The sequence below is a fragment of the Phenylobacterium sp. genome (assembly GCF_036677185.1).
Taxonomy (GTDB): Bacteria; Pseudomonadota; Alphaproteobacteria; order Caulobacterales; family Caulobacteraceae; genus Phenylobacterium.
Genome location: NZ_JAKFEN010000020.1, coordinates 1 through 22668, shown reverse-complemented (window position 1 = coordinate 22668; position 22668 = coordinate 1). Strand labels below are relative to the sequence as shown.

General features: G+C 68.0%; 21 protein-coding genes and 1 pseudogene. 11 read left to right on the top strand and 11 right to left on the bottom strand.

The window, feature by feature from the left end; translation table 11 throughout:
- Positions 1 to 72 precede the first annotated feature (72 nt).
- From V6M51_RS10680 to V6M51_RS10670, 3 genes are read left to right on the top strand one after another with little or no spacing between them, the layout of a single operon-like run.
- A complete protein-coding gene (locus V6M51_RS10680; protein ID WP_332767016.1) occupies positions 73 to 1101 on the top strand; it encodes a glycosyltransferase in 1029 nt (342 codons plus the stop codon).
- Positions 1101 to 2786, top strand: coding sequence for an asparagine synthase (glutamine-hydrolyzing) (asnB, locus tag V6M51_RS10675; RefSeq protein WP_332767014.1), 1686 nt, complete (start codon positions 1101 to 1103; stop codon positions 2784 to 2786). The genes V6M51_RS10680 and asnB overlap by 1 nt, the downstream gene beginning before the upstream one ends.
- A 40-nt stretch (positions 2787 to 2826) precedes the next feature.
- The gene (locus tag V6M51_RS10670; RefSeq protein WP_332767012.1) at positions 2827 to 4029 is read left to right on the top strand and encodes a PQQ-dependent sugar dehydrogenase; all 1203 of its coding nucleotides are present in this window, start codon (positions 2827 to 2829) and stop codon (positions 4027 to 4029) included.
- A gap of 133 nt (positions 4030 to 4162) precedes the next feature.
- Here V6M51_RS10670 and V6M51_RS10665 read toward each other — a convergent pair whose 3' ends face one another.
- Positions 4163 to 5275 carry an NAD(P)/FAD-dependent oxidoreductase gene (locus V6M51_RS10665; protein WP_332767010.1) on the bottom strand — a complete coding sequence of 371 codons (1113 nt, stop codon included), beginning with the start codon at positions 5273 to 5275 and terminating at the stop codon, positions 4163 to 4165.
- A 128-nt stretch (positions 5276 to 5403) separates the two neighbouring features.
- Here V6M51_RS10665 and V6M51_RS10660 point away from each other — a divergent pair, with 128 nt between their 5' ends.
- On the top strand, positions 5404 to 6573 hold the full coding sequence (locus V6M51_RS10660) for a serine hydrolase domain-containing protein (protein WP_332767008.1): 1170 nt from the start codon (positions 5404 to 5406) through the stop codon (positions 6571 to 6573).
- Here V6M51_RS10660 and V6M51_RS10655 read toward each other — a convergent pair.
- A complete protein-coding gene (locus V6M51_RS10655) occupies positions 6570 to 7217 on the bottom strand; it encodes a TetR/AcrR family transcriptional regulator (protein ID WP_332767006.1) in 648 nt (215 codons plus the stop codon). The two genes, V6M51_RS10660 and V6M51_RS10655, sit on opposite strands and share 4 nt — an antisense overlap.
- Before the next feature lie 141 nt (positions 7218 to 7358).
- Here V6M51_RS10655 and V6M51_RS10650 point away from each other — a divergent pair, with 141 nt between their 5' ends.
- Entirely contained in the window at positions 7359 to 8666 is a 1308-nt protein-coding gene (locus V6M51_RS10650; protein WP_332767004.1) for a tetratricopeptide repeat protein, read from the top strand.
- A 16-nt stretch (positions 8667 to 8682) separates the two neighbouring features.
- On the opposite strand, the gene V6M51_RS10645 is transcribed toward V6M51_RS10650, so the two are convergent.
- Positions 8683 to 12105 carry an indolepyruvate ferredoxin oxidoreductase family protein gene (locus tag V6M51_RS10645; protein WP_332767002.1) on the bottom strand — a complete coding sequence of 1141 codons (3423 nt, stop codon included), beginning with the start codon at positions 12103 to 12105 and terminating at the stop codon, positions 8683 to 8685.
- Positions 12106 to 12246: 141 nt separating this feature from the next.
- Here V6M51_RS10645 and V6M51_RS10640 point away from each other — a divergent pair, with 141 nt between their 5' ends.
- From V6M51_RS10640 to V6M51_RS10630, 3 genes are all read left to right on the top strand, one after another.
- Positions 12247 to 12744, top strand: coding sequence for an Lrp/AsnC family transcriptional regulator (locus V6M51_RS10640; protein ID WP_332767000.1), 498 nt, complete (start codon positions 12247 to 12249; stop codon positions 12742 to 12744).
- An 83-nt stretch (positions 12745 to 12827) separates the two neighbouring features.
- Positions 12828 to 13214 (top strand): hypothetical protein, encoded by a 387-nt coding sequence (locus V6M51_RS10635; protein ID WP_332766998.1) that lies wholly within the window; start codon positions 12828 to 12830, stop codon positions 13212 to 13214.
- Positions 13214 to 13411, top strand: coding sequence for a helix-turn-helix transcriptional regulator (locus V6M51_RS10630; protein ID WP_332766996.1), 198 nt, complete (start codon positions 13214 to 13216; stop codon positions 13409 to 13411). The genes V6M51_RS10635 and V6M51_RS10630 overlap by 1 nt, the downstream gene beginning before the upstream one ends.
- Before the next feature lie 20 nt (positions 13412 to 13431).
- Here V6M51_RS10630 and V6M51_RS10625 read toward each other — a convergent pair whose 3' ends face one another.
- Entirely contained in the window at positions 13432 to 14127 is a 696-nt protein-coding gene (locus V6M51_RS10625) for a VIT1/CCC1 transporter family protein (RefSeq protein ID WP_332766994.1), read from the bottom strand.
- A 25-nt stretch (positions 14128 to 14152) separates the two neighbouring features.
- Positions 14153 to 14764 carry a cytochrome b gene (locus tag V6M51_RS10620; RefSeq protein WP_332766992.1) on the bottom strand — a complete coding sequence of 204 codons (612 nt, stop codon included), beginning with the start codon at positions 14762 to 14764 and terminating at the stop codon, positions 14153 to 14155.
- A gap of 93 nt (positions 14765 to 14857) precedes the next feature.
- Here V6M51_RS10620 and V6M51_RS10615 point away from each other — a divergent pair, with 93 nt between their 5' ends.
- Together V6M51_RS10615 and V6M51_RS10610 are read left to right on the top strand one after the other, a co-directional pair.
- Positions 14858 to 15754, top strand: coding sequence for a pirin family protein (locus V6M51_RS10615; protein WP_332766990.1), 897 nt, complete (start codon positions 14858 to 14860; stop codon positions 15752 to 15754).
- A gap of 75 nt (positions 15755 to 15829) precedes the next feature.
- A complete protein-coding gene (locus tag V6M51_RS10610; RefSeq protein ID WP_332766989.1) occupies positions 15830 to 16447 on the top strand; it encodes a glutathione S-transferase family protein in 618 nt (205 codons plus the stop codon).
- Between the two features lie 167 nt (positions 16448 to 16614).
- Here the strand turns inward: V6M51_RS10610 and pgsA are convergent, their stop codons facing one another.
- The 6 genes from pgsA to V6M51_RS10580 all read right to left on the bottom strand — a co-directional run bounded on the left by pgsA (position 16615) and on the right by V6M51_RS10580 (position 22086).
- A complete protein-coding gene (gene pgsA, locus V6M51_RS10605) occupies positions 16615 to 17238 on the bottom strand; it encodes a CDP-diacylglycerol--glycerol-3-phosphate 3-phosphatidyltransferase (RefSeq protein ID WP_332766987.1) in 624 nt (207 codons plus the stop codon).
- 23 nt (positions 17239 to 17261) lie between these two features.
- Complete coding sequence (locus tag V6M51_RS10600; RefSeq protein ID WP_332766985.1) at positions 17262 to 17540, bottom strand: hypothetical protein; 279 nt, start codon at positions 17538 to 17540, stop codon at positions 17262 to 17264.
- Positions 17541 to 17605: 65 nt separating this feature from the next.
- Positions 17606 to 19474 (bottom strand): excinuclease ABC subunit UvrC, encoded by a 1869-nt coding sequence (uvrC, locus tag V6M51_RS10595; protein ID WP_332766983.1) that lies wholly within the window; start codon positions 19472 to 19474, stop codon positions 17606 to 17608.
- A gap of 43 nt (positions 19475 to 19517) precedes the next feature.
- Entirely contained in the window at positions 19518 to 21305 is a 1788-nt protein-coding gene (locus V6M51_RS10590) for a long-chain-acyl-CoA synthetase (protein WP_332766981.1), read from the bottom strand.
- A 126-nt stretch (positions 21306 to 21431) separates the two neighbouring features.
- Positions 21432 to 21815, bottom strand: a complete 384-nt coding sequence (locus V6M51_RS23870) for a ClpX C4-type zinc finger protein (RefSeq protein ID WP_442957851.1) — start codon at positions 21813 to 21815, stop codon at positions 21432 to 21434.
- A gap of 55 nt (positions 21816 to 21870) precedes the next feature.
- Positions 21871 to 22086 (bottom strand): hypothetical protein, encoded by a 216-nt coding sequence (locus V6M51_RS10580; protein ID WP_332766979.1) that lies wholly within the window; start codon positions 22084 to 22086, stop codon positions 21871 to 21873.
- 58 nt (positions 22087 to 22144) lie between these two features.
- Here V6M51_RS10580 and V6M51_RS10575 point away from each other — a divergent pair.
- Positions 22145 to 22668: pseudogene (locus V6M51_RS10575) on the top strand (hypothetical protein); the annotation flags it as partial.

The window sequence follows — 22668 nt, the reverse complement described above, 5'->3', positions numbered from 1 at the left end:
GTTATAGGGTGGCTTTTTCCCCGCTTCAAGCGGCTTGGGTGCGGCGCGTTACCCAGCTAGGTTCTCTCCGGCATGAGCGTGCTTCACCTCCTGGGAACGGCCGGCGAAGGCGGCGCGGAAACCTACTTCCTCGACCTGGTCGGCGCGTTGGCGCGGGCGGGCGTGGATCAGGCCTGTGCGATCCGCGCCAACGCCAATCGCGAGGCCGCCCTGGCGCGCATGGGCGTGCCGTCCGGGGTCTTCCGGTTCGGCGGTCCGGTCGACATCCTAACCAAGCCCAAGCTGGCAGGATTTTCCCGCAAGTACGACGTCAAGCTGGCGCTGGCCTGGATGAACCGCGCCGCCCGGCACACGCCCAAGGGCCCGTGGGCGCGGGTCGGCCGCCTGGGAGGCTACTACAACCTCAAATATTACAGGGGCTTCGACGAGCTGGTCGCCAATACCGAGGACATCGCCGAGTGGGTGGTGGGCCAGGGTTGGCCGGCCGGCAAGGTGCGCCACATCCCCAATTTCGCCGAGGCCCCCGCCGAGGTCGGCCCGGTCGACCGCGCGAGCCTCGACACGCCGGCCGAGGTCCCGCTGCTGCTGGCCATGGGCCGGCTGCACGAGTCCAAGGCCCACGACGTCTCGCTGAACGCCCTGGCCAAGGTCCCGGACGCCCACCTGTGGATCGCCGGGGCGGGCGGGCTGGAAGCCAAGCTGAGGGCCATGGCCGACGCGCTCGGCGTCGCCGATCGGGTGCGGTTCCTGGGCTGGCGCACCGACGCCTCGGCCCTTTATCGCGCGGCCGACATCTGCGTCTTCCCCTCGCGCTACGAGCCGCTGGGCAATGTGGTGATCCAGTCCTGGGCCCACGGCCTGCCGGTGATCGCCGCCGCCAGCCAGGGTCCCGCGGCCCTGATCCGTGACGGCGAGGACGGCCTGCTCGTCCCCATCGACGAGGCCGAGGCCCTGGCCGAAGGCGTGAACCGACTGCTGGCCGATCCGACGCTGCGCGCCACCCTCGTCCGCAACGCCGCCGCGCGGGTGGAGACCGAGTTCTCGCAGGCCGCCGTGGTCGCCCAGTGGCGCGAGCTGTTCGCCGACTACGGGGCGATCTGATGTGCGGCATCGCGGGCGTTATCGGCCCGGGCGGCTCCGCCCGGCCGCTGATCGAGGCGATCGTCCATCGCGGCCCCAACGGGGTGTTCGTCGAGGAACGGCCGGACCGCTCGCTGGCTCACGCGCGGCTGTCGATCATCGACCTGGAGGGCGGCTGGCAGCCATTGCACGCCGCCGGGTCCACGGTCATCGGCAATGGCGAGATCTACAACTATGTCGAACTGGCCGCCGACTTCGGCCTGAACGAAAGGCTGGCCACGGGGTCGGACTTCGAGCCGCTGCTGCATCTCTACGCGCAGGAAGGCCCGGCCGCCTTCGATCGCCTGCGGGGCATGTACGCCTTCTGCCTGATCGGCGCCGACGGCCGGGTCTGGCTGGTCCGCGACCCGTTCGGCATCAAGCCGCTGTATCTGCTCGAACATGACGGCTGCGTGACCTTCGCCTCCGAACCGCGAGCCTTCCTGGCGGCCGGGCTGATCGGGGCGGATATCTCCGAAGACCGGGTGCGCGAACTGCTGGCCTTCAACTACACGCTCGGCGAGGAGACGATCTTCACCGGGCTGCGCCGCCTGGCGCCAGGGGAAGTCGTGGAGGTCGTGAACGGCGCGATCGTCCCGCGCGGCCGGCGGATCGCCGTGCCGGCCAGGACCTCGCGCGGCGGCGGCGAGACCCGGCTCGTCAACCGCCTGGACGCAGTGCTGGAAGACAGCGTCCGGGTGCATCAGCGCTCCGACGTCCCCTACGGCCTGTTCCTGTCCGGCGGAATCGACTCGGCCACCGTGGCGACCCTGATGTCGCGGCTGAACGAGCGCCCGGTCACCGCCTTCACCTGCGGCTTCGAAGCGCCCGGCGCGCGCGACGAGCGGGCCCAGGCCGAGCGGGTGGCCCGGGCGCTCGACCTCGACTGGCGCGAGATCCAATTCGGCGAGGAAGACTTCTGGCGGGTCCTGCCGCAGGTCGCCTGGGCGATGGACGACCCCACGGCCGACTATGCAACCCTGCCAACCTACAAGCTGGCCGAAGCCGCCAAGGGGACCCTGACCGTGGTCCTGACCGGCGAGGGCGGAGACGAGTTGTTCGGCGGCTACGGACGCTATCGCCGCGCCCTGCGGCCGGCCTGGCTGGGCGGGCGCCTGGCCGAGCCGCGCAGCGCCGACGCCGAGGTGCTGGCCCGCTGGCGCGCCGCGGCCATGCCGCCCGCGGGCCTGACACGCCTGCAGCAAGCCCAGTGGGCCGATATCGCCACCTGGCTGCCCAACGACCTGCTGACCAAGCTGGACCGTTGCCTGATGGCCCACGGCCTAGAGGGGCGCACGCCATTCCTCGATCCGGAGGTCGCCGCCTTCGCTTTCGCCCTGCCAGACCGGTTCAAGGTGCGCCGGCGCTACGGCAAGTGGCTGCTGCGCAAGTGGCTGGAGCGCGCCTGTCCGGCCGCCGCGCCCTGGGCGCCCAAACAGGGCTTCACCGTTCCGGTCAACGCCTGGATCGCCCCGCGCGCCGCCGACCTCGCCGGCCGCATCGCCAAGATCGAGGCCGTGCGCCGGGTCCGTACCCCCGAGGCCGTCGCCGCGGCCTTCGCCAACGAGAGCAGCGACCGCTGGGCGCTGCTGTTCTACGCCGTCTGGTCGCTGATCCATCTGGAGGGCGCTGCGCCCGCCGAGGCCCTGGCCGCCATGACCGACTGACGTCCAAAGGCTTTTCACGCTTCAATTCGAGGAGTTCCCCATGCGCAACGTCCTTGCCGTCGCCGCCGTCGCGGCCCAACTCGCCGCCTGCGGCGGGACCCAGGGCCAGGCCCAGCCGACGCCGGGCGCGCCCAACGCCGAGGGCCAGAAGCCGGCCTTTTCTGGACAGACGCGCGCGCCGGGCATGGTGTCCAAAGTCGCCTACGAGGTCACCACCGCCGCGGAGGGCCTGGATCATCCCTGGGGCCTGGCCTTCCTGCCGGACGGCCGGCTACTGATCACCGAACGGCCCGGCCGGCTGCGGATCCTCGGGACCGACGGCAAACTGTCGAATCCGGTCGCCGGCCTGCCGCCCGTCGACGCCCGCGGCCAGGGCGGCCTGCTAGGTGTCACGGTCGATCCGGCCTTCGCGAGCAACGGACTGATCTATTGGGCCTACGCCGAGACCGACCCGGCCGGCGGCAACCACACGGCCGTGGCGCGCGGCACGCTGACCGGCGAGAGCCTGCGGAACGTGCAGGTGATCTTCCGTCAGACTCCGTCGCTGGATTCCACCAAGCACTATGGCGGCCGGCTCGTGTTCGCCAAGGACGGAACCCTGTTCGTGACCCTTGGCGAGCGCTCGATCCTGCCTGGCCGCGCCCTGGCCCAGCGGCTGGACGGGACGCTTGGCAAGGTCGTGAGGATCAACGCCGACGGTTCGATCCCCAAGGACAACCCTTTCGTCGGCAAGCCCGGCGTTCGACCCGAAATCTGGTCCATCGGCCACCGCAACATCCTGGCCGCGGCGCTCGATCCGACGACCGGCAAGCTGTGGGAGGTCGAGCACGGCGCCCGCGGCGGCGACGAGTTGAACCAGCCGGAAAAGGGCAAGGACTACGGCTGGCCGACCATCGCCTATGGCGAAGAATATTCCGGCCAACCGATCGGCGAAGGGATCACCGCCAAGCCCGGCATGGAGCAGCCGGTCTATTACTGGGACCCGGTGATCGCCCCGGCCGGCATGGCCTTCTACGAGGGCGAGGCCTTTCCCGCCTGGAAGGGCAGCGTGCTGATCGGCGGCCTCTCCGGCAAGCAGGTGGCCCGCCTGGTGTTGAAAGACGGCAAGGTGGTCGGCGAGGAGCGGCTGTTCACCGAACTCAATGAGCGCATCCGCGACGTGATCGTCGGACCGGACGGCGCGATCTGGCTCGCCACCGACAACACCAAGGGCCGGGTGCTGAAGATCGTCCCGAAGAAATAGGCCAACCCCAAGCTCGTCATCCTCCGGTCGTCTGAAAGACGATCCGGGGGACCCAAGCTGAGTTGCAGAGCTTGGTGGGCCGCTTGGGTCCCCCGGATCTCGCTTCGCGAGCCCGGAGGATGACGATGGTGGGTTAGAGCCCCAGCCGGCCCGCCACCTCTTCGCCGATCGCCAGCGAGGAGGTCAGGCCAGGGCTCTCGATGCCGAACAGGGCGACCAGCCCTTCGAGGCCGTGGGCCTGCGGCCCGTCGATACGGAAGTCGGGCTGCGGCTCGTCCGGGCCATGCAGCTTGGGTCGGATGCCGGCATAGTCGGGAGCCAGGGCGCCGTCGGGCAGGCCGGGCCAGAACTTGCGGATATAGCGGTAGAACTCTGTCGCCCGCTTGGGGTCGACGCTGTAGTCCAGGGTGTCGACGAACTGCAGGTCCGGCCCGAACACCGCCTGGCCGCCCAGGTCACGACGATAGTGGGTGCCCAGCGCCCCGTGGATCGGCGGCGGATAGATCAACCGCGCGAAGGGCGCCTTGCCGGTCAGCCGGAAATAGACCCCCTTGCCGTAGTGCAGCGGCGGGATGGTCGCCTTGGGAAAACCCTCGATGGTCGCCGCCACCGCCTGGGCCGAAAGCCCCGGCGCGGTGACCAGCAGCCGGCAGGTGAGCGTGGTCGGCTCCTCGCCGCCGGCCCGCACCGAGAACCCGCCGCCCTCCAGCGGGCTGGCGCCCTCGAACGGCGTCGAGGTCACCACCGCCCCGCCGGCGGCCTCGATCTCGCCCTGCAGGGCCAGCATGTAGCCGTGGCTGTCGAACACCCCGCTCTGCGGCGAGACCAGCGCGCCCTCGCAGGCCAGCGCCGGCTCCAGGGCCAGGACCTGCGCCTTGGTCATCCGGTCCATGCCCTCGACGTCGTTGGCCTGGGCCTGCTCCAGGATCGAATCCAGCCGCCCGACCTCGTCGGTGGTGGTGGCGACCACAAGCTTGCCACAGCGGTCGTAGGCCACCTTGTGGCTGTCGAGGAAGGCGTAGAGCGCGCGGCGGCCCTGGACGCACAGCCGCGCCTTCAGCGATCCGGTGGCGTAGTAGAGCCCGCCGTGGATCACCTCGGAATTGCGCGCCGAGACGCCCTCGCCGATGATCGGGCCTGACTCCAGCACCGCCACGACAAGGCCGCGCTTGCTGAGCGCATATCCGCAGGCCAAGCCCACCGCGCCCGCGCCCACCACCACCGCATCGAAATCGAAATCCGCCATGGAGCCTGGGTAGCCGTTGGCGGTCCGTTTGGGAACGACCGACCTGACGCCCGCCCCATAGGCAAACCGCCCGGCCCTCTCTAGCCTCACCGCAACGAGACAAGCCGGGGAGCGGGACGATGCGTGGGATGAGACTAGCCTTGGCGGCCGTGGCGGCGGCCTTGATTCCCGCGGCGGCGCTCGCCCAGGCCTCGCCGCCGCCGGCCGGCGCCTCGATCCTGATGTGGAGCCCGGAGCAGCAGCAGGCCGGCTACAAGGCCATGGAAACGCTCGCCGCCCACCAAGTGGTCAAGCGCGGGGCGGAGGTCTACCCGCTACCGGCCGGGACGCCGCTGGACCCCAAGCTCAAGATCGCCGGGACGCCCCACGACATCGAAGGGTTCATGGCGGCCTACCGGGTCTCGGGCCTGCTGGTGATCAGGGACGGCAAGGTGCTGCTGGAGCGCTACGGCCTGGACCGCAAGCCTGCCGACCGCTGGACCTCGTTCTCGGTGGCCAAGTCGGTGACCTCGACCCTGGTGGGCGCGGCGATCCAGGACGGCTTCATCAAGAGCCTGGACGACCCGGTGACCAGCTATATCCCCGAGCTGAAGGGCGGCGGCTATGAGGGCGTGACGGTGCGCCAGCTGATCACCATGACCTCGGGCGTGAAGTGGAACGAGGACTATACGAGCCTCGATTCCGACGTGGCCAAGGTGGGGCTCTCGGTGATCGAGCCGGGGGTCAATCCGGTGGTCAGCTATATGCGCCGCCTGCCGCGCGACGTGCCGCCCGGCTCGAAGTTCCACTATTCCACCGGCGAGACGGACCTGGTGGGGATCCTGGTCTCCAACGCAGTGGGCAAGCCGCTGTCGCAATACCTGTCGGAGAAGATCTGGGCGCCGTTCGGCATGGAGCAGGACGCCATCTGGATCGAGGACGTGGCCGGCCACGAACGCGGCGGCTGCTGCATGTCCATGACCCTGCGCGACTACGGCCGGATCGGCATGTTCATCCTGGGCGGCGGCAAGGCTGGCGGGAAACAGGTGGTCCCCGAGGGCTGGACCGCCGACGCCACCCGCTCCCACATCCTGGTCAGCCCCGCGCACCCGGAGTACGGCGGCTACGGCTATTTCTGGTGGATCAATCCCGCCGTGGGCTCTTACGAGGCTCAGGGAATCTTCGGCCAGTCGATCACCACCTTCCCGGAGGACCGGCTGATCATCGTGGTCAATTCCGCCTGGCCCGCCGCCGACACCCCTGAGCTGAACGCCGCGCGCGACCGGCTGACCGCGGCGATCCGCGCGGCCGTTCGCTAGCCGCCGAAGGTCAGCCGGATCTGGTCGCGATAGAGCAGCAGGTCGCGCGCGACCACGTTCGGGTCGCCCAGGGCCTTGGAGACGATCAGCGCCTGGGAGGTCGTACCAAAGACCCCGTCCGCCAGGCCGACGAGGTCCGTCGGAAGCTTGGGGGGATAGGTCTCGGCGATCTCCTCCAGCCAGGCGAGGAAGGTCTTGCGCCAGGCCAGAACGCCCTCGGTGTTCATCCGGGTGACGTCGCGGTCGAAGGCCTGGTCCTGGAAGGTGATGGTCGCCACCAGGCAGCCCGGATGGTTCGTCACCATGTCCGACATCGCCTCGGCATAGAGCTTGATGAAGATCAGATAGGCGTGGAGCGGGTCGGACGAGAGCTCCCGCGCCCGGGCGATGAGGGTCTGCTGAAAGATCTCGTTCTCGGCGTGGAACCGTTCCAGGATCTGGCGGGCGAGATCGTTCTTGTCGCGGAAATGGTAGAAGAAACCGCTCTTGGTGATGCCGGCCTCGGCCACCAGTTCCTCGATGGAGGTGGCGCTGAATCCCTTACGGATGATCGCGTCATAGGCGATGTCGAGCAGGCGCTCGCGGGTGCGCGCGCCCTTCGACTGCACCGGTGGTGTGGTTTTCTCGAGTAGCTCGCTCGACATCGGCTTAGCCCGCCACGGGATGCTGACCCAAGTCTTTCGGATAACACGAAAATCTGTGGTCCGCCAAAACCGACCGCGCATCCGCTAGAGGCCATTGGCCCAACGAAATACCTCTCCCTGCCCCGAGACCAGGAGAAGCAGATGTCACAGAAAGACCAGGCCGGACTGGCCCTGACCGGCGCCAGTCCCAAGGCCGCCCAGGCCTATTGCGAGGCGCTCAGCCTCTATCACCGCATGGGCGGCGATCCGTTCACCCTGCTGGAGCAGGCCATCACCGACAGCCCCGGCTTCGTCATGGCCCATGTGCTCAAGGCCAACCTGATGCTGGTCGGGACCAATCCCGAGACCATGATGGGCGGAATCGCCGCCCTGGAGACCGCCAAGACCCTGGCCGGGACCGACCGCGAACGCGGCCACGTGGCCGCCCTGGCCAGCGTCGCCGCCGGCGAGATCCGCGACGCCGGACGGATCCTCGAGGATCTGTCCATCGAACACCCGCGCGACCTGCAGGCGCTGCAGGCCGGCCAGCTCATGGACTTCCTGCTGGGCGACTCGCGCATGTTGCGCGACCGGATCGCGCGCGTCCTGCCCCACTGGTCGGACGCCATGCCCGACTACCACGCCGTGCTGGCCATGCTCGCCTTCGGCCTGGAGGAGAGCGGTTTCTACGGCCGCGCCGAGGCCGCCGGTCGCCGGGCCCTGGAGCTGCAGCCCCTTGACGCCTGGGCCCAGCACGCCGTGGCCCACGTCATGGAAATGCAGGACCGCCGGGCCGATGGGATCGCGTTCATGCGCCGCGAGAGCACCGGCTGGCAGCAGGACAGCTATTTCGCGGTCCACAACTGGTGGCACCTGGCGCTCTTCCACCTGGGCCTGGGCGAGACCGACGAAGTGCTGCGGCTCTATGACGGCCCGATCTACGGTGAGGCCTCGACCATGGACTTCGACAAGCTGGACGCCGCGGCCCTGCTCTGGCGGTTGAAGCTTCTGGGGGTCGATGTGGGCGACCGTTGGCGCCGGCTGGCCGATGTCTATGAGCAAGGCGTCCTCGGCATGTCGGCCTTCACCGACGCCCACGCCATGATGGCTTTCGTCGGCGCCGGCCGCGCGGACGGCGTCAAGGCGGTGCTCGCGGCGCAGGACCAGGCCCTGGCGGCGCCGGGCGACAACGCCGGCATGGTGCGCGATGTCGGCCTGCCCCTCATCCAGGCCATCGCCGCCTTCGACGCGGGCGCCTACGCCATCGCGGCCGACCGGCTACGCGGCGTCCGCAACCGCTCCGGCCGGTTCGGCGGCAGCCACGCCCAGCGCGACCTGATCGACCTGACCCTGATCGCCTCGGCCCGGCGGGGCGGCGATGCGGGCCTGGAGAAGGCCCTGCTCGCCGAGCGCGCCAACGCCAAGCCCCTGTCGATCGGCGACGAGGCCCTGCTCGCCCGCGCGGCGTGAGGTTGGAGGCGGCGGTCTAGGCCGCCGCCTTCTCCCACTCGCGCCACAGCTTGGCCTCGTCGGCCTTGGCGACCTTCACCGAGGTGTCCTTGATGTGGCCGTAGCCGCGGATGGCCTGCGGCACGGCGGCGATCTGGATCGCGGTCGGCAGGGTCTTGGCGGTGAGGCCCGCCAGGATCTTGTCGAGGCCGGCCTGGTATTCGTCGATCAGGCGCCGCTCCATCTTCCGCTCGTCGGTGTAGCCGAAGATGTCGAGGGCGGTGCCACGCAGGCCTTTCATCCTGGCCATCAGGGGGAAGGCCGCATCCAGCATCCAGCCGCCGAACTGAATTTTCTTCGGCTTGCCGTCCGGACCCTTGGGCGCGAGCAAGGGCGGGGAAAGCCAGACCGTGGTCTTACCGCCCTTGAAGGTCGCGTTCCGCTCCGCGGCGAACCGGCCGTCGGTATAGAGGCGGGCCACCTCGTACTCGTCCTTATAGGCCATCAGCTTGTAGAGGTTGGTCGCCACCGCGCGGGTCAGGGCCTCCGAACCGAAGGGGGCCTCGGCCTTCGCGACTTGTTCCACGCGTTCCAGATAGCGCCTTGCGTAGGCGGCGTTCTGGTAGGCGGTGAGCTCGTGGCCGCGATGGGCGATCAGGTCGGCCAGCGGCATGGTCTCGGGCGTCGGGACGTCGGCCTCGGCCGGGCCTCGGGCCGAGGGATCGTGCGCCACCTTGCGGCCCATTTCGAAGGCCTGGAGGTTAGCTTCGGCCTGGACGCCGTTCAGCCGGATCGCGCGGTAGATAGCCCGCGACGACAGCGGGATCAGGCCCTTCTGCCAGGCGAAACCGACCATGATCATGTTGGAATAGATCGCATCCCCGAAAGTGGTCTCGGCCAGGTGGTGCGCCGGGCATTCGTCATAAGATTTGGTGGCGGCCTTGATGCGGCCCGACATGCTCTTGGAATCGAAGCGCACGTCGCGGTCGGTGACGAAGTCGGCGGTGGGCGAGAAGTCCTCGTTGCCGCAGGCCACGGTGCGGTCCTTGGCGTAGAGAGCCAGGGCGTCGGCGCCGGCCGCCGAAAGGATGTCGCAGGCGATCAGCACGTGGGCCGAAGCCGCCGGGACGCGCCCGCCGACCACGCTGTCCTCGGTCTCGCCGATCCGGACGTGGGAGAACACCGCCCCGCCCTTCTGGGCGAGGCCCGTCATGTCCACCACCGACGAGGCGCGGCCGTCTACGTGGGCGGCCATGGCCAGGATCGAGGCGACGGTGGTCACGCCGGTCCCGCCGATGCCGGTGAAGACGATGTTGCGCACCCCCTCCAGCGGCTCGAAGGTCGGCAAGGGCGTGGAGTCCGCCGTCAGCGCCGGCATGGCCTTGGCCTGGGCATTCTCGCCGCCTTCGATGGTGACGAAGGACGGGCAGAAGCCGTCGAGGCACGAATAGTCGGTGTTGCAGCTCGACTGGTTGATCCGCCGCTTGCGGCCGAACTCGGTGTTCAACGGCTCGACGGAGACGCAGTTGGACGTCTTGGAACAGTCGCCGCAGCCCTCGCAGACCAGCGGATTGATGAACACCCGCTTCGTCGCGGTCTCCATCTTGCCGCGCTTGCGGCGCCGGCGCTTCTCGTTGGCGCAGACCTGATCATAGAGCAGGACCGTGGTGCCGGGGGTGTCGCGCAACTCGCGCTGCACGATGATCAGCTCCGAGCGCGGTCGCACCTCAACGCCGGGGGCCAAGTCGACGGCGCCGGCGTAGCGGGTCGGGTCGTCGGCGACGATCACCGTCTTGGCCACGCCTTCGGCGGCGAGCTGGCGGGTGATCTGGGCCGGCGTGAAGCCGCTCTCGGCCGCCTGGCCGCCGGTCATGGCCACCGCGTCGTTGAACAGCAGCTTGTAGGTGACGTGACTGTCGGCGGCGATCGAGGCGCGGATCGCCAGGGAGCCGGAGTGGTTGTAGGTGCCATCGCCCAGGTTCACGAACACATGAGGTTCGGTGGTGAACGGCGCCGAGCCGACCCAGGTCAAACCCTCGCCGCCCATGTGGCTGTTCAGGTCGGTGGAGGGATCGGAGAAGCTGGCCATGTAGTGGCAGCCGATCCCGGCCAGGGCGCGCGAGCCTTCCGGCAGGCGGGTCGAGGAGTTGTGCGGGCAGCCCGAGCAGAAGAACGGTTTGCGCTGCTGTTCCGCGGCCAGGGTCACGGCGGCCATGGAGGCGGCCGAGACGCGGGAGAGGTAGTCGTGGACCCGCTCCATGTGCGGGCCGGGGGGAAGCCGGTCGGCGATGGCCAGGGCCACCTCGGCCACGGACAGGGCGCTAAGTTCCGAAAGCAGGGGGTGGCCCTGCTCGTCGGTCTTGCCGACGATCTTGGGCCGCGCGTGGGCCGGCAGGTCGTAGAGGGCCGCGCGGGCCTGGGTCTCGATCAGCGACCGCTTGTGCTCGATGACCATCATGGTCTCGAGGCCGGCGGCGAAGGCGCGAAGGCCCGTCGGCTCCAGGGGCCAGGGCATGCCGACCTTATAGATGGCGACGCCCAGGTCCGAGGCCTGCTGGCTGGTGATACCCATGGCCGAGAAAGCCTCGATCACGTCCTTGTAGGCCTGGCCCTGGCAGACGATGCCCAGCCGGGGCCGGTTCGAGCCCAGCATGACCCGGTCGATGCGGTTGGCGCGGGCGAAGGCCAGCGCCGCCGGGATCTTGAGCGTCCGCAGGCGGCGCTCCTTGTCCAGGGGCTGATCCTTCAGCCGGATACCGACCCCGCCGGCCGGGAACTTGAAGTTGGTCGGGACCACGATCTTGTGGCGGTCCAGCGAGATGTCGATGGTGACGCCGGAGTCCATGGTGTCGGCCAGCGCGATCAGCCCGACCCACAGGCCTGAGAACCGCGACATGGCGATGCCCAACAGGCCGTAGTCGAGCACCTCCTGCACGTCGGCCGGCGACAGCACCGGCATCTCGAAGTCCTGGAAGGCGAATTCCGACTGCGACGGCAGGGTGGAGGATTTGCAGGTGTGGTCGTCGCCGGCCACGGCGAGGACTCCGCCTTTCGGCCAAGTCCCGGCGAAATTGGCGTGCTTGAAGGCGTCGCCCGTCCGGTCGACGCCGGGCGCCTTGCCGTACCACATGCCGGTGACGCCATCGAACTTGGCGCCGGGGAACAGATTGGCCTGCTGGCTGCCCCAGACGGCCGTGGCCGCCAGGTCTTCGTTCAGGCCTTCCTTGAAGACCACCTGGGCCTCCTGGAGGAACTTCTTCGCCCGACCGGCCTGTTGATCCAGTCCGCCAAGCGGGGAGCCACGATATCCCGAGACAAATCCGGCGGTGTTCAGGCCCGCGATCACATCCAGGCGGCGCTGGTCCATCATCACGCGCAGGAGCGCCTGAACCCCGGTGATGAAGACGCGACCTTCTTTGAGCAGGAATTTGTCGTCGAGCGTCACATCTGCGTGGCGCATAGCAATATCTTTCCTTTTCGGCTCCCTAGTGCCAATAGAAGATCATATAAGTGCGATGCAATTGCTTGCTAAAGGCGTGCCCCTCGCCATGGGTTCCGGGGCAAGAATGACGCTCATATGCGTCGTATGAAGGAGGAAAACTTGTCCGAGGCCCTCGACGCCGTCGATGCCAAGATTTTGGACCTGATCCAGCATGACGCCGGCCTTTCGGTCGCCGAGATCGCAGAACGGGTCGGATTGTCCTCCAGCCCGTGCTGGCGGCGCATCAAACGCCTGGAAGATTCGGGCGTCATCCAGCGCCGGGTGACCATCCTGGACCGCGAACTGCTGGGCCTCGGCTTCGAGGTCTATTGCACCGTCAAGCTGTCGCTGCCGACCAAGGACAACCTCGACGCCTTCGAGACCGCCATCGGCAAGCTTCCGGAAGTGGTGCAGTGCGCCACCGTCACCGGCGCGGCCGACTACGAACTGCGCATCGTCACCCGCGACATGCACGCCTTCGACGACTTCCTGCGCGACAAGATCCTGTCGCTGGGCCTGGTCTCGAACATCGAGAGCCGGATCGTGATCCGCTCGGTCAAGCACACCACCGCCGCGCCCCTGGGACTGATCAGTCCCTACGTCAGCAGCCACGGCTGATCCGCCGGCGGCCTTGCGATATGTAAGGTTGACCTGACATTCGGTGAATGTAAGGTGATCCTTACATTCGCTGGAGCCGCGCCATGGCCATCGACCTTCCGAACCGCAGGTACCTTATCCGCAGCCTCCTGTTCATGGGCGGCTACGTCGCCATCAACGTGGCGGCGATCGGCGGCGCCTTCGACGACCTGACCCGTCCGGGCGCCTGGCTGCTGGGGCTGGCGGTGGCGGCGCCCGTGGCGGGGCAGATGTGGGCCACGCTGGCCCTGATGCACGACAGCGATGAGTTCGTGCGCGCCATCACCGCCAAGCGCTTCATCCTGGCGGCCGGCGTGGCCATGGCCGCCTTCAGCGCCTGGGGCTATCTGGAGAGCTATGCCGACGCGCCCCATGCGCCCGGCTGGTACGTCTACCTGCTGTTTTGGGCGGCCTTCGGGGTCATTTCGCCGTTCGTGCGCACCAGCCGCTGATGCGCAACCAACTCAAGATCCTGAGGACCGCGCGCGGCTGGACCCAGGAGGACCTGGGCCGCCGGGTGGGGGTGTCGCGCCAGGCGGTGATCGCCCTGGAGGGTGGCAAACACGACCCGTCTCTCGATCTTGCCTATCGGATCGCCGCCGCGTTCGCCCTGGCGGTGGAGGAGATCTTCGACAACCCTCACGGCTGATGGCGGGCCCGCGCATGGGCTCAGGCGGCGACGCCGAAGATCGCGCCCACGCCGGCGGTGAGCGCCATGGCGAAACCTCCCCAGAAGGTCACGCGCAAGATCGCCTTCAGCAACGGCGCGCCACCCGCCCGCGCCCCCACGGCCCCCAGCAGCGCCAGGAACGCGATCGAGGCGGCCGACACGACCGGCACGACGACGGCCGACGGCGACGCCAGGGCCGCGACGAGGGGCAGCGCCGCGCCGCCGGCGAACGTCATGGCCGAGGTGACGGCCGCCTGGATGGGCCTGGCCGTCGAGGCCGCCGATATTCCGAGCTCGTCGCGAGCATGGGCGCCCAGCGCGTCCTTCGCCATGAGCTGGGCGGCGACTGTCCGTGCGAGTCGCGGCTCGACGCCGCGGTCGGCATAGATGCGGGTCAGCTCCCGCAATTCGAACTCAGGCTGGTTGGACAGTTCGGCCGCTTCCCGGGCCAGATCAGCCTTTTCCGTGTCGGCTTGGGAGCTGACGGAAACGTACTCGCCGGCCGCCATGGACATGGCGCCGGCCACCAGACCGGCCACGCCCGCCACCAGGATCTCGCTGCGCCCCTGGGACGCCGCCGCCACCCCCACGATCAGGCTGGCGGTCGAAACGACGCCGTCGTTGGCCCCCAGGACCGCGGCGCGCAGCCAGCCCACTCGCTCGATCAGGTGAAATTCTCTGTGCAGTCGGCTCATCCATCCCCCAACAGCTGGCCGGCGATCACGCCGAGTCCTGGGTCCCGCGAACCCAGAGCATCCTTTGAAGCGTCCGATCGCGGTCGAAGACCAAGTGCTTAAGCGCACCGGCGACGTGAAGGGCGATCAGCGGCCAGAAGAGCTTGGTCGCGGTCCCATGCACTTCCTCGCACAGCTCGTGCAGCCAGGCGACGCGGTTCGGGAAGGGGCTGGGGATGGAGAGAAGGTCAAACACCTCGAGAGGGCGGGTCGTGGACCAGACGGCCAGCGGGCCGGTGATGATCAGGACCGCAATCATCAGTAGGAACAGGCCTTGGACCGCCGCGGCGAGAATTCGGAGCCAGCGGTTGGGTTCCAGTGGCGCGGGCGAAGGCTGGGACGCCGACCATAGCAGCCGCGCCGCAAGAAACGTGAACAGCAGAACGCCCACCGACACGTGTAGATCCTGGGCCGCGAGCTTCTCCGCTCTGTCGGCGGCCTCCTCCATCTGCTCGCCCAGAAGATAGAGCGCCACGACGGAAATCGCGCTGATCCAGTGAAGGGCGATGGCCGCCCAGCCATAGGCTGTCTTGGAGTTCGAGATGGACATATTGTTCAACACCATGCCGGACGGCGCCGGCGCTTTGATCTCGCGCAATTCGGCGTCGCCGCGGCGATCTGGTCGTGGGCGCCTTCTCCGCGCCGCTCTGACCGGTCAATGTCGGATGGCGGATGAAGTTGGAGCCCAACCATGATCGACCTTGTCATTGATCAGCGGCGCAAGGACCTGGGCGGGTTCGAGGTCGGCCGGGTCCTGCCCTATGCCCGGCGGCGGATGGTCGGGCCCTTCATCTTCTTCGACCACATGGGCCCGGCGCGGTTCCAGGCGGGCTTCCCGGCGAATGTGGACGTGCGGCCGCATCCGCATATCGGACTGTCGACCCTCTCCTACCTGTTCGAGGGCGAGATGACCCATCGCGACTCGGTGGGCGTCACCCAGCCGATCCGGCCGGGCGAGGTGAACTGGATGACGGCGGGCTCGGGCATCACCCATTCCGAGCGATTCGAGACCCTGCGCGCCCAGGGCGGATCGATGAACGGCATCCAGGCCTGGATCGCCCTGCCGGTCGAGGATGAGGAGACCGCCCCCAGCTTCGACCACTACGCCCCCGAAGTCCTGCCGACCTACGAGGCGAACGGCATGTGGGCGCGGCTCATCGCCGGCCAGGCCTTCGGCGCGAGCTCGCCGGTCAAGACCCACTCTCCGATGTTCTACGTCCACTGGGCGCTGAAGCCCGGCGCCCAGGCGCAGCTGCCGGCGGAGTATCCCGAACGCGCGGCCTATGTCGCCCAGGGCCTGGTCGAGGTGGACGGACGCCAGTACCACGAGGGCCAGATGCTGGTGTTCGAACCCGGTCAGCCGGTGCTGTTCACCGCGGTGAACGACGCCATCGTCATGCTGCTGGGCGGCGAGCCGATCGGGCCGCGGTTCATCGACTGGAACTTCGTCTCCTCGTCCAAGGACCGCATCGAGCAGGCCAAGGCCGACTGGCGAGCCGGGCGGATGAAGCTGCCCGACGCCGACCACGATGAGTTCATTCCCCTGCCCGACGAACCGCCGCCGGCCCAGGCCAACCCAATGTCATGAGGCGACCGAAAGGGGCTTGAACGCCCTGGGGGAAGCTTGTTCTGAATGCCGCCAACCAGATCCTGGGAGGACAGCATGAAACTCTACTCTTCCATCGGCCCCAATCCGGCTGTCGTGGCGATGTTCCTGGCCGAGAAGGGCGTCACCCTCGACACGGTCAAGGTCGACATCATGGCCGGCGAGAACCGCCAGGCTCCCTACTTGGAAAAGAACCCCGCGGGCCAGTCGCCCTGCCTGGAGATGGACGGCGGCGGCCATCTGTCCGAGATCATCCCGATCTGCGAATACCTAGAGGAAAAGTTCCCCAACCCGCGACTGATCGGCACGACGCCGGAAGAGCGCGCGGAGACCCGCATGTGGCTGCGTCGCATCGACCTCAATATCTGCGAACCGCTCGCCAACGGCTTCCGCTACGCCGAGGGCCTGCCCCTGTTCCAGAGCCGCATGCGGACCATCCCCCACGCCGCCGACGACCTGAAGGCCCTCACCCAGGAAAAACTGACCTGGCTGGACGGGCTGATGACCGGCAAGACCTGGGTGGCGGGCGAGCGCTTCACCCTGGCCGACATCCTGCTGTTCTGCTTCGTTCAGTTCGGCGGCACGGTCGGTCAGCCGCTCAACCCCGACAACAAGAACATCGCCGCCTGGGTCGAGCGGGTGAAGGCCCGGGCGCCGGCCAAGGCGCCGGCGTAGCAGCAACCGCTGTCATCCCGGTTTGCGCAGCAAGACCGGGACCCATACGCGCTGAGGGCGATCGGATGAGGCGAAGCCGCGCCGCGTCTTGCTTGATCCGGTGTCTATGGGTCCCGGACAAGCGCTGCGCGCTTTCCGGGATGACACCGTTTTGGAAATGTTGCGCCCTACTGCGCCGACAACGCCTTGCGCGTCTGTTCCCAGTACTGGGCGCCGGTGATGAGGGTGACCACCGTCGCCACCCACATCAGGGTGTGCGCCAACAGCGTCACCGGCGCCTGGATGGACGGATCGGCGGGCAGGTCGAAGGCCGCCCAGGATGACGACAGCATCTCGGCGGCGAGCGCGGTGAGCTGCAGCGTCGTCTTCCACTTGGCCAACAGGGTGACCGGCAGCTTCACGCCCTTGCCGGCGCCGACCTCGCGCAGGGCGCTGACCGTGAACTCGCGGAACAGCATCAGGCCCGCCGGCAGCACGACCATCGGCTGGCCGCCCAGGGCCAGCAGGCCCAGGATCGCGCCGCAGACCAGCACCTTGTCGCCGATGGGGTCGAGGATCGCGCCCCAGACGGAGACCGCGTCAAGTTTGCGCGCCAACCAGCCGTCGAAGAAGTCGGTCACCGCGGCGATCACGAACGACCAGAAGGCCCAACGCTGCAGGCCGAACTGCATCTCGGGGGTGAGCCGCTCGCTGACATAGGGCACGGCGCCCGCCGCCGCGGCCAGGGCCAGGAAGACGAACAGGGTCAGGACCAGCCGCAGCGAGGTCAGGATGTTGGGAAGGGCTTTCATGTCGGTCCTAGGGCGCGCGTGACTCAGGTGGCCGGCGTCAGCTCGACCTTCTTAGACTGTTTTCCATAGATGCAGATTCGCTTGTCCGCGCCCTCTCGAAGCACAGCCACGCCATAGGCCTCGGTGCCCAGCGGGTGGACGATGACCTCGGGTGCCTTCATCCCGGTCGCCTGGGCCGCGGCCAGGCACTTGGCGGCGACGTCGGCGCGGAAGGCCGCCCAGGCGTCGGGAGAACTGGCCTGGCCGATGGCGGGCGCCAGACTGGCTAGGGCCGCGAAGGCGAGGATGGCGCGAGCGGACATGGGCGGTCTCCGGCGGAATTGAGCTTCAGCTTACCGCAGCGTCCGGCCGCGCCAAACGTTCCCGCTCAACCCTTGCGGAAGTAGTCGAAAATTCGCTGGGCCAGGGGCTCGCTGACCCCCTCGACCTTGGCCAGGTCGTCCACCGAGGCCCGCGACACGCCGCGAGCGGAGCCGAAGGCGTGCAGCAAGGCCCGCTTGCGGCCGGGACCGACCCCCTCGATCTCGTCGAGCGGGTTCTTCTTGATGTCCATCGAGCGGCGGGTGCGATGGCTGCCGTTGGCGAACCGGTGAGCCTCGTCGCGCAGGCGCTGCAGGTAGTAGAGAACCGGCGACTTGGGCTCCAGCATGAAGGGCGGCTTACCCTCGATGAAGAACCGCTCAAGTCCCGCGTCGCGGTCGGGCCCCTTGGCGACTCCCACCACGGCGATGTCGTCCACGCCCAGGTCGGCCATGACCTCGGTCACCGCGGCGAGCTGGCCCGCGCCGCCGTCCACCAGCACCAGGTCGGGGCGGATCGCGCCCTCCCCGGCCTCCTCTTCCTTGACCAGACGGGCGAAGCGGCGACGCATCACCTCCTTCATCATGCCGTAGTCGTCGCCGGGGGTGAGCTCCGTCCCCTTGATGTTGAACTTGCGGTACTGGCTCTTCTGGAAGCCGTCGGGGCCCGCGACGATCATGCCGCCGACCGCGTTGGTCCCCATGATGTGGGCGTTGTCATAGACCTCGATGCGCTCGGGATTGCCGTCCAGGCCGAAGGCTTCGCACACGCCGGCCAGCAGCTTCGACTGGGCCGAGCTCTCGGCCATCTTGCGGCCTAGGGCCTCGCGAGCGTTGGTGAGCGCGTGGTCGACGAGCTGGCGCTTCTCGCCCCGCCGCGGGCGGTCGATGGTCACCTTGCGGCCGGCCTTCAGGCCGAAGGCCTCGCACAGCAACTCGCGCTCGGCCGGTTCGATGCTGGTCAGGATCAGCCGCGGGATCGGCTTATCGTCGTAGAACTGGCCCAGGAACGCGCTCATCACGTCCGGGTCCTCGTCGGACTTGTCGACCCGGGGGAAGTAGGCGCGGTTGCCCCAGTTCTGCCCGGCCCGGAAGAAGAACACCTGGACGCAGGCCTGGCCGCCCTCGGCGTGCAGGGCGAAGACGTCGGCCTCCTCGATGGTCTCGGGATTGACCTGGGTCTCCTGGGCGACGGAGGCCAGGGCCCGAATCCGATCGCGCAGCCGCGCGGCGCGCTCGAACTCCATGTCGTCCGAGGCCGCCTGCATCTGGTCCGACAAGGTCTTCATCACCGCCCGGCTCTTGCCGCGCAGGAAGGCCTCGGCCTGGTCGACCAGGCCGCCATAGTCCTCCAGGCTGACCAGGCCCGTGCAGGGCGCGGCGCAGCGCTTGATCTGGTGCAGCATGCAGGGGCGGGTGCGGCTCTCGTAGACGCTGTCCGAGCAGGACCGCAGCAGGAAGGCCTTCTGCAAGGTGTTCAGGGTCTTGGTGACCGAGTGGGCCGAGGCGAAGGGGCCGAAATAGTCGCCCTTGATGGTGTGGGCGCCGCGGTGCTTGCGGAGCTGGGCGGCGGGATGTTCCCGCCGGATGACGATCTCCGGGAAGCTCTTGTCGTCGCGCAGCAGGACGTTGAAGCGCGGCTTCATCTGCTTGATCAGGTTGATTTCGAGCAGCAGGGCGTCGGTCTCGGTGCGGACCGTGACGAACTCCATCGACCGGGTCAGGTCGACCATCAGGGCGATACGCTGGGTGTGGAAGCGGCCCTGGGCGTACTGCAGCACCCGCTTCTTCAGCGAGCGGGCCTTGCCCACATAGAGAACCTCGCCGTCCTCGCCGATCATCCGGTAGACGCCCGGGGCGTCGGGCAGGCGCCGGACCTCGTCCTTGATCAGGGCCGCGCCCTGCAGGGGCGCCGGGGTGGTGACGTCGATGGTCATGGCGCAGATATAGGCGAGTCCGGCGTGGCGCGCAGGACGCGATCTAGAGCTTCACCCCGCCGGCGGAGAGTTTCTCGAAGCCTGGCTTGGTCAGCTTGATGTAGCCCTTCACCGGGTCGCGCCAGAAGATCGCGCCCCGGACCTTCCCGGGATCGAAGCCGTCAGCCACCAGGTCCATCTTGCGGTGCTTAAAGGTGCCGGTGGTCTCGATGGCCGGCAGGATGCGGACGAAGACCGGCTGGGCGTAGGGCGGTAGGTCGCGGGCGACCTGTTCCCCGAACTGCTTGATGTCAAACCCTGACTCGACCACCAGGCCCGCCATGCCGGCGCGGCCGTCAGCGCCTTCGACAGTGACGCCGTAGACATTGGCCTCGGCCACGCCGGGCACGGCGGCCAGACGTTCCGCCACCTCGTTGGTGGAGACGTTCTCGCCCTTCCAGCGGAAGGTGTCTCCGATCCGGTCGACGAAATAGAAGTAGCCGTCGGCGTCCATGCGCATCAGGTCGCCGGTGCGGAACCAGCCGTCGCCGCGCTCGAAGACGTCGTGCAGGATCTTCTTCTCGGACGCGGCCTTGTCGACATAGCCGGTATAGGCGGTGCGCGCATCGCCGCCGATCTGACCGATACACTCGCCGACCTGGCCCGGGCCGCACTCGATGCACAGACCATTCATGCCGCGCACCGGCTCCTCGGTCTCGACGTCGAACTGGACCAGACGCACGCTGAACTTGTTGCGCAGCCACTTGGGCGCCCGGCCGATCGCGCCCACCTTGCCGTCGAAATTGAACAGCGAGACATTGCCCTCGGTGGAGCCGTAGAACTCCAGGATCTCCGGGATCCTGAACCGCGTCCTCATCTCGGCCCAGACGTCGCCGCGCAGGCCATTGCCGAAAGCCAGGCGGATCTTGTGGCCGTGCTCGTCCTCGACCTCGGGATGGTTGACCAGATAGCGGCACAGCTCGCCGATATAGACGAACATCGTGCAGCCCTCGGCGACCACGTCGGACCAGAAGTGGCTGGCGGAGAACTTCTTCTTCACCACCGCCGAGCCGCCATTCAGCAAGGCCGCGCCCAGGCCGCAAAGACCGCCGGTGGCGTGATAGAGGGGCAAGGCCACATAGATCCGATCCTTGGCCGTCGCCCCCGTCGCGCCGGCGAAGGCGCGCATATAGAGCTGGGCCCGGACATGGGTGATCCGCGCGGCCTTCGGCAGGCCGGTCGTGCCGCTCGTATAGATATAGAGCGCGGTGTCCTTGGCGGTCATGCCCTCGCGCACCGAGCGGTCGGGGGGGAGCTGGCTGCAGCTCTTCAGCGCCTGGACGAGGTCGCGCTGGTCGCCATGCGCCTGCCCCAGGACCCATTGCTGCATGGGCCGCTCCAGCAGAGTCTTGGCCTGCTCGAACGCCGGCGAGGTCTCGCCATCGACAATCACATGGGCCGCGCCCGAGATGTTCAGGCAGTGGGCCAGGGGCAGACCCGCGAGTTGGTTGTTGATCAGGGCGGTGACCACCCCGATTTTCGACAGCCCATACCAGATCGGGAAATATTCCAGCCGGTTGGGCAGGAACAGCGCCACCACCTGACCGCGCCGGATGTTCATCCCCTTGGCCCAATGGGCGAAGCGGTTGGCGACGGCGTCCATCTCCCCATAGGTGAGGGTCTTGCCCTCGAAGGTGAGCGCGGGCCTGTCGCGCCAGGTCTCCACCGCCGTCTGCAGGTCGTCGCAGATCAGGTTGGGCGAGGACGGCGCGATGGTCTTCACGCGCTTCAAGGTGCGATTGAGCCCGCGCATGAAGCGCCAGTCACGTTCGAGCCGGGCCTTCAGTCGCATGCATTCCCTCCGACGCGCGCTCACCTTGGCGGGGGCCGTGAGCGCGGGTCAAGCTGAGCCATGGATGCGAAGCGTCGCACCCGTCTCAGGCGAACCCGACCGTGGCGGAAAGGACTCAGTGCTTGGTTAAGAAAACCGCTCCCAGGCCGATTGACGCGAAATGCCCAGGGCCTCTCCGATCTGGGCCCAGCTCACCTCACGCGACCGGAGCTGGTCGACCACCCATTGAAGCTGGTTACCCTTGCCCTTGCGCACGGCCTCAACGGCCGGGAGTTGGGCCAGCAAGCGTTCGGCCGGAAGCTGGTCGGGCGGCGTGAAGTGGGAGAGGTCAGGTGTGCGGCCGGCCAGGTACTCGTTGCAGAGGCCGACGCAGGCGTCGCAGATCGTGATCATGCCGGGGCCGGCGATCAGCTTCTCCACCTCGTGCTGCGACTTCAGACAGAACGAGCAATAGAAGGTCGAGGACGAGTCCTCGCCGAACAGGAACTTGTTTGGAGGAACCTCGCTCATGGCGCGCCTCGTCAGGTTTGTCCTGACTGTCAGGTATATCCTTACGCGCCGCTCGTCAAGAACATCCTGACACCTTGGCAAGCTCGGCCGTCAATTGTGGCGACGAGGCGGCGGCAATCGCCAGACTGTGGCGCGAATTTGGAAGTTCTTTGACAATCGATGAAAATGAAACTTCACTGTTGGAAAAAATTTCACGGTCAAAAAACAGTATAATTTCAGGAACTGCGGCAACTAAGACACGGTCTTGATCAAGCGTGACGTTGGAAATCACGGAACATGTGAACGTCGAGCTCGTTCTCATCTCCGACCAACGACCTGGGAGGTCTGATATGTCGACCGAATATAGCCCGTTCGCCCGCCCCAAGTTCACCGCCGAGGATTTCGCCCGCGAAGATCCCGCGACGACGTTCGACTCCGCGCCCCGTGTGGCGCCGGAAGAGCGCACCTTCGCGGCGGATGACGCGCCGCGCGCCGCCTCTATCGATCCAGACCTCGTCCGCGAGGACCAGATGATGGACGACACCTCGACCTTCGCCGCCGCGCCGCTCTATGCGGAGCGCGCCAAGTCGACCCCCAAGTCGTCGCGACGCTCCATCGCGCCCATCGCCATGATCGCCATTCCCGCTGTCGCCCTGCTGGCTGGGGTCGCCTACTTCACCATGCAGCCGCGGGACGGCCTGATCGCCGAACAGCCGGCCACCGTGGCCGTCGCGCCGGCGCCGCCGACCCCGCTTCCGGAGCCGACGGAATTGGCCGTCGCGACGCCGACCCCGGCTCCGGTCGAGGCCACGCCCGCGCCGACCGCGCCCGTCGCCAAGGCCGCGACGCCCCGCGTGACCGCCCGCGCCGCCGC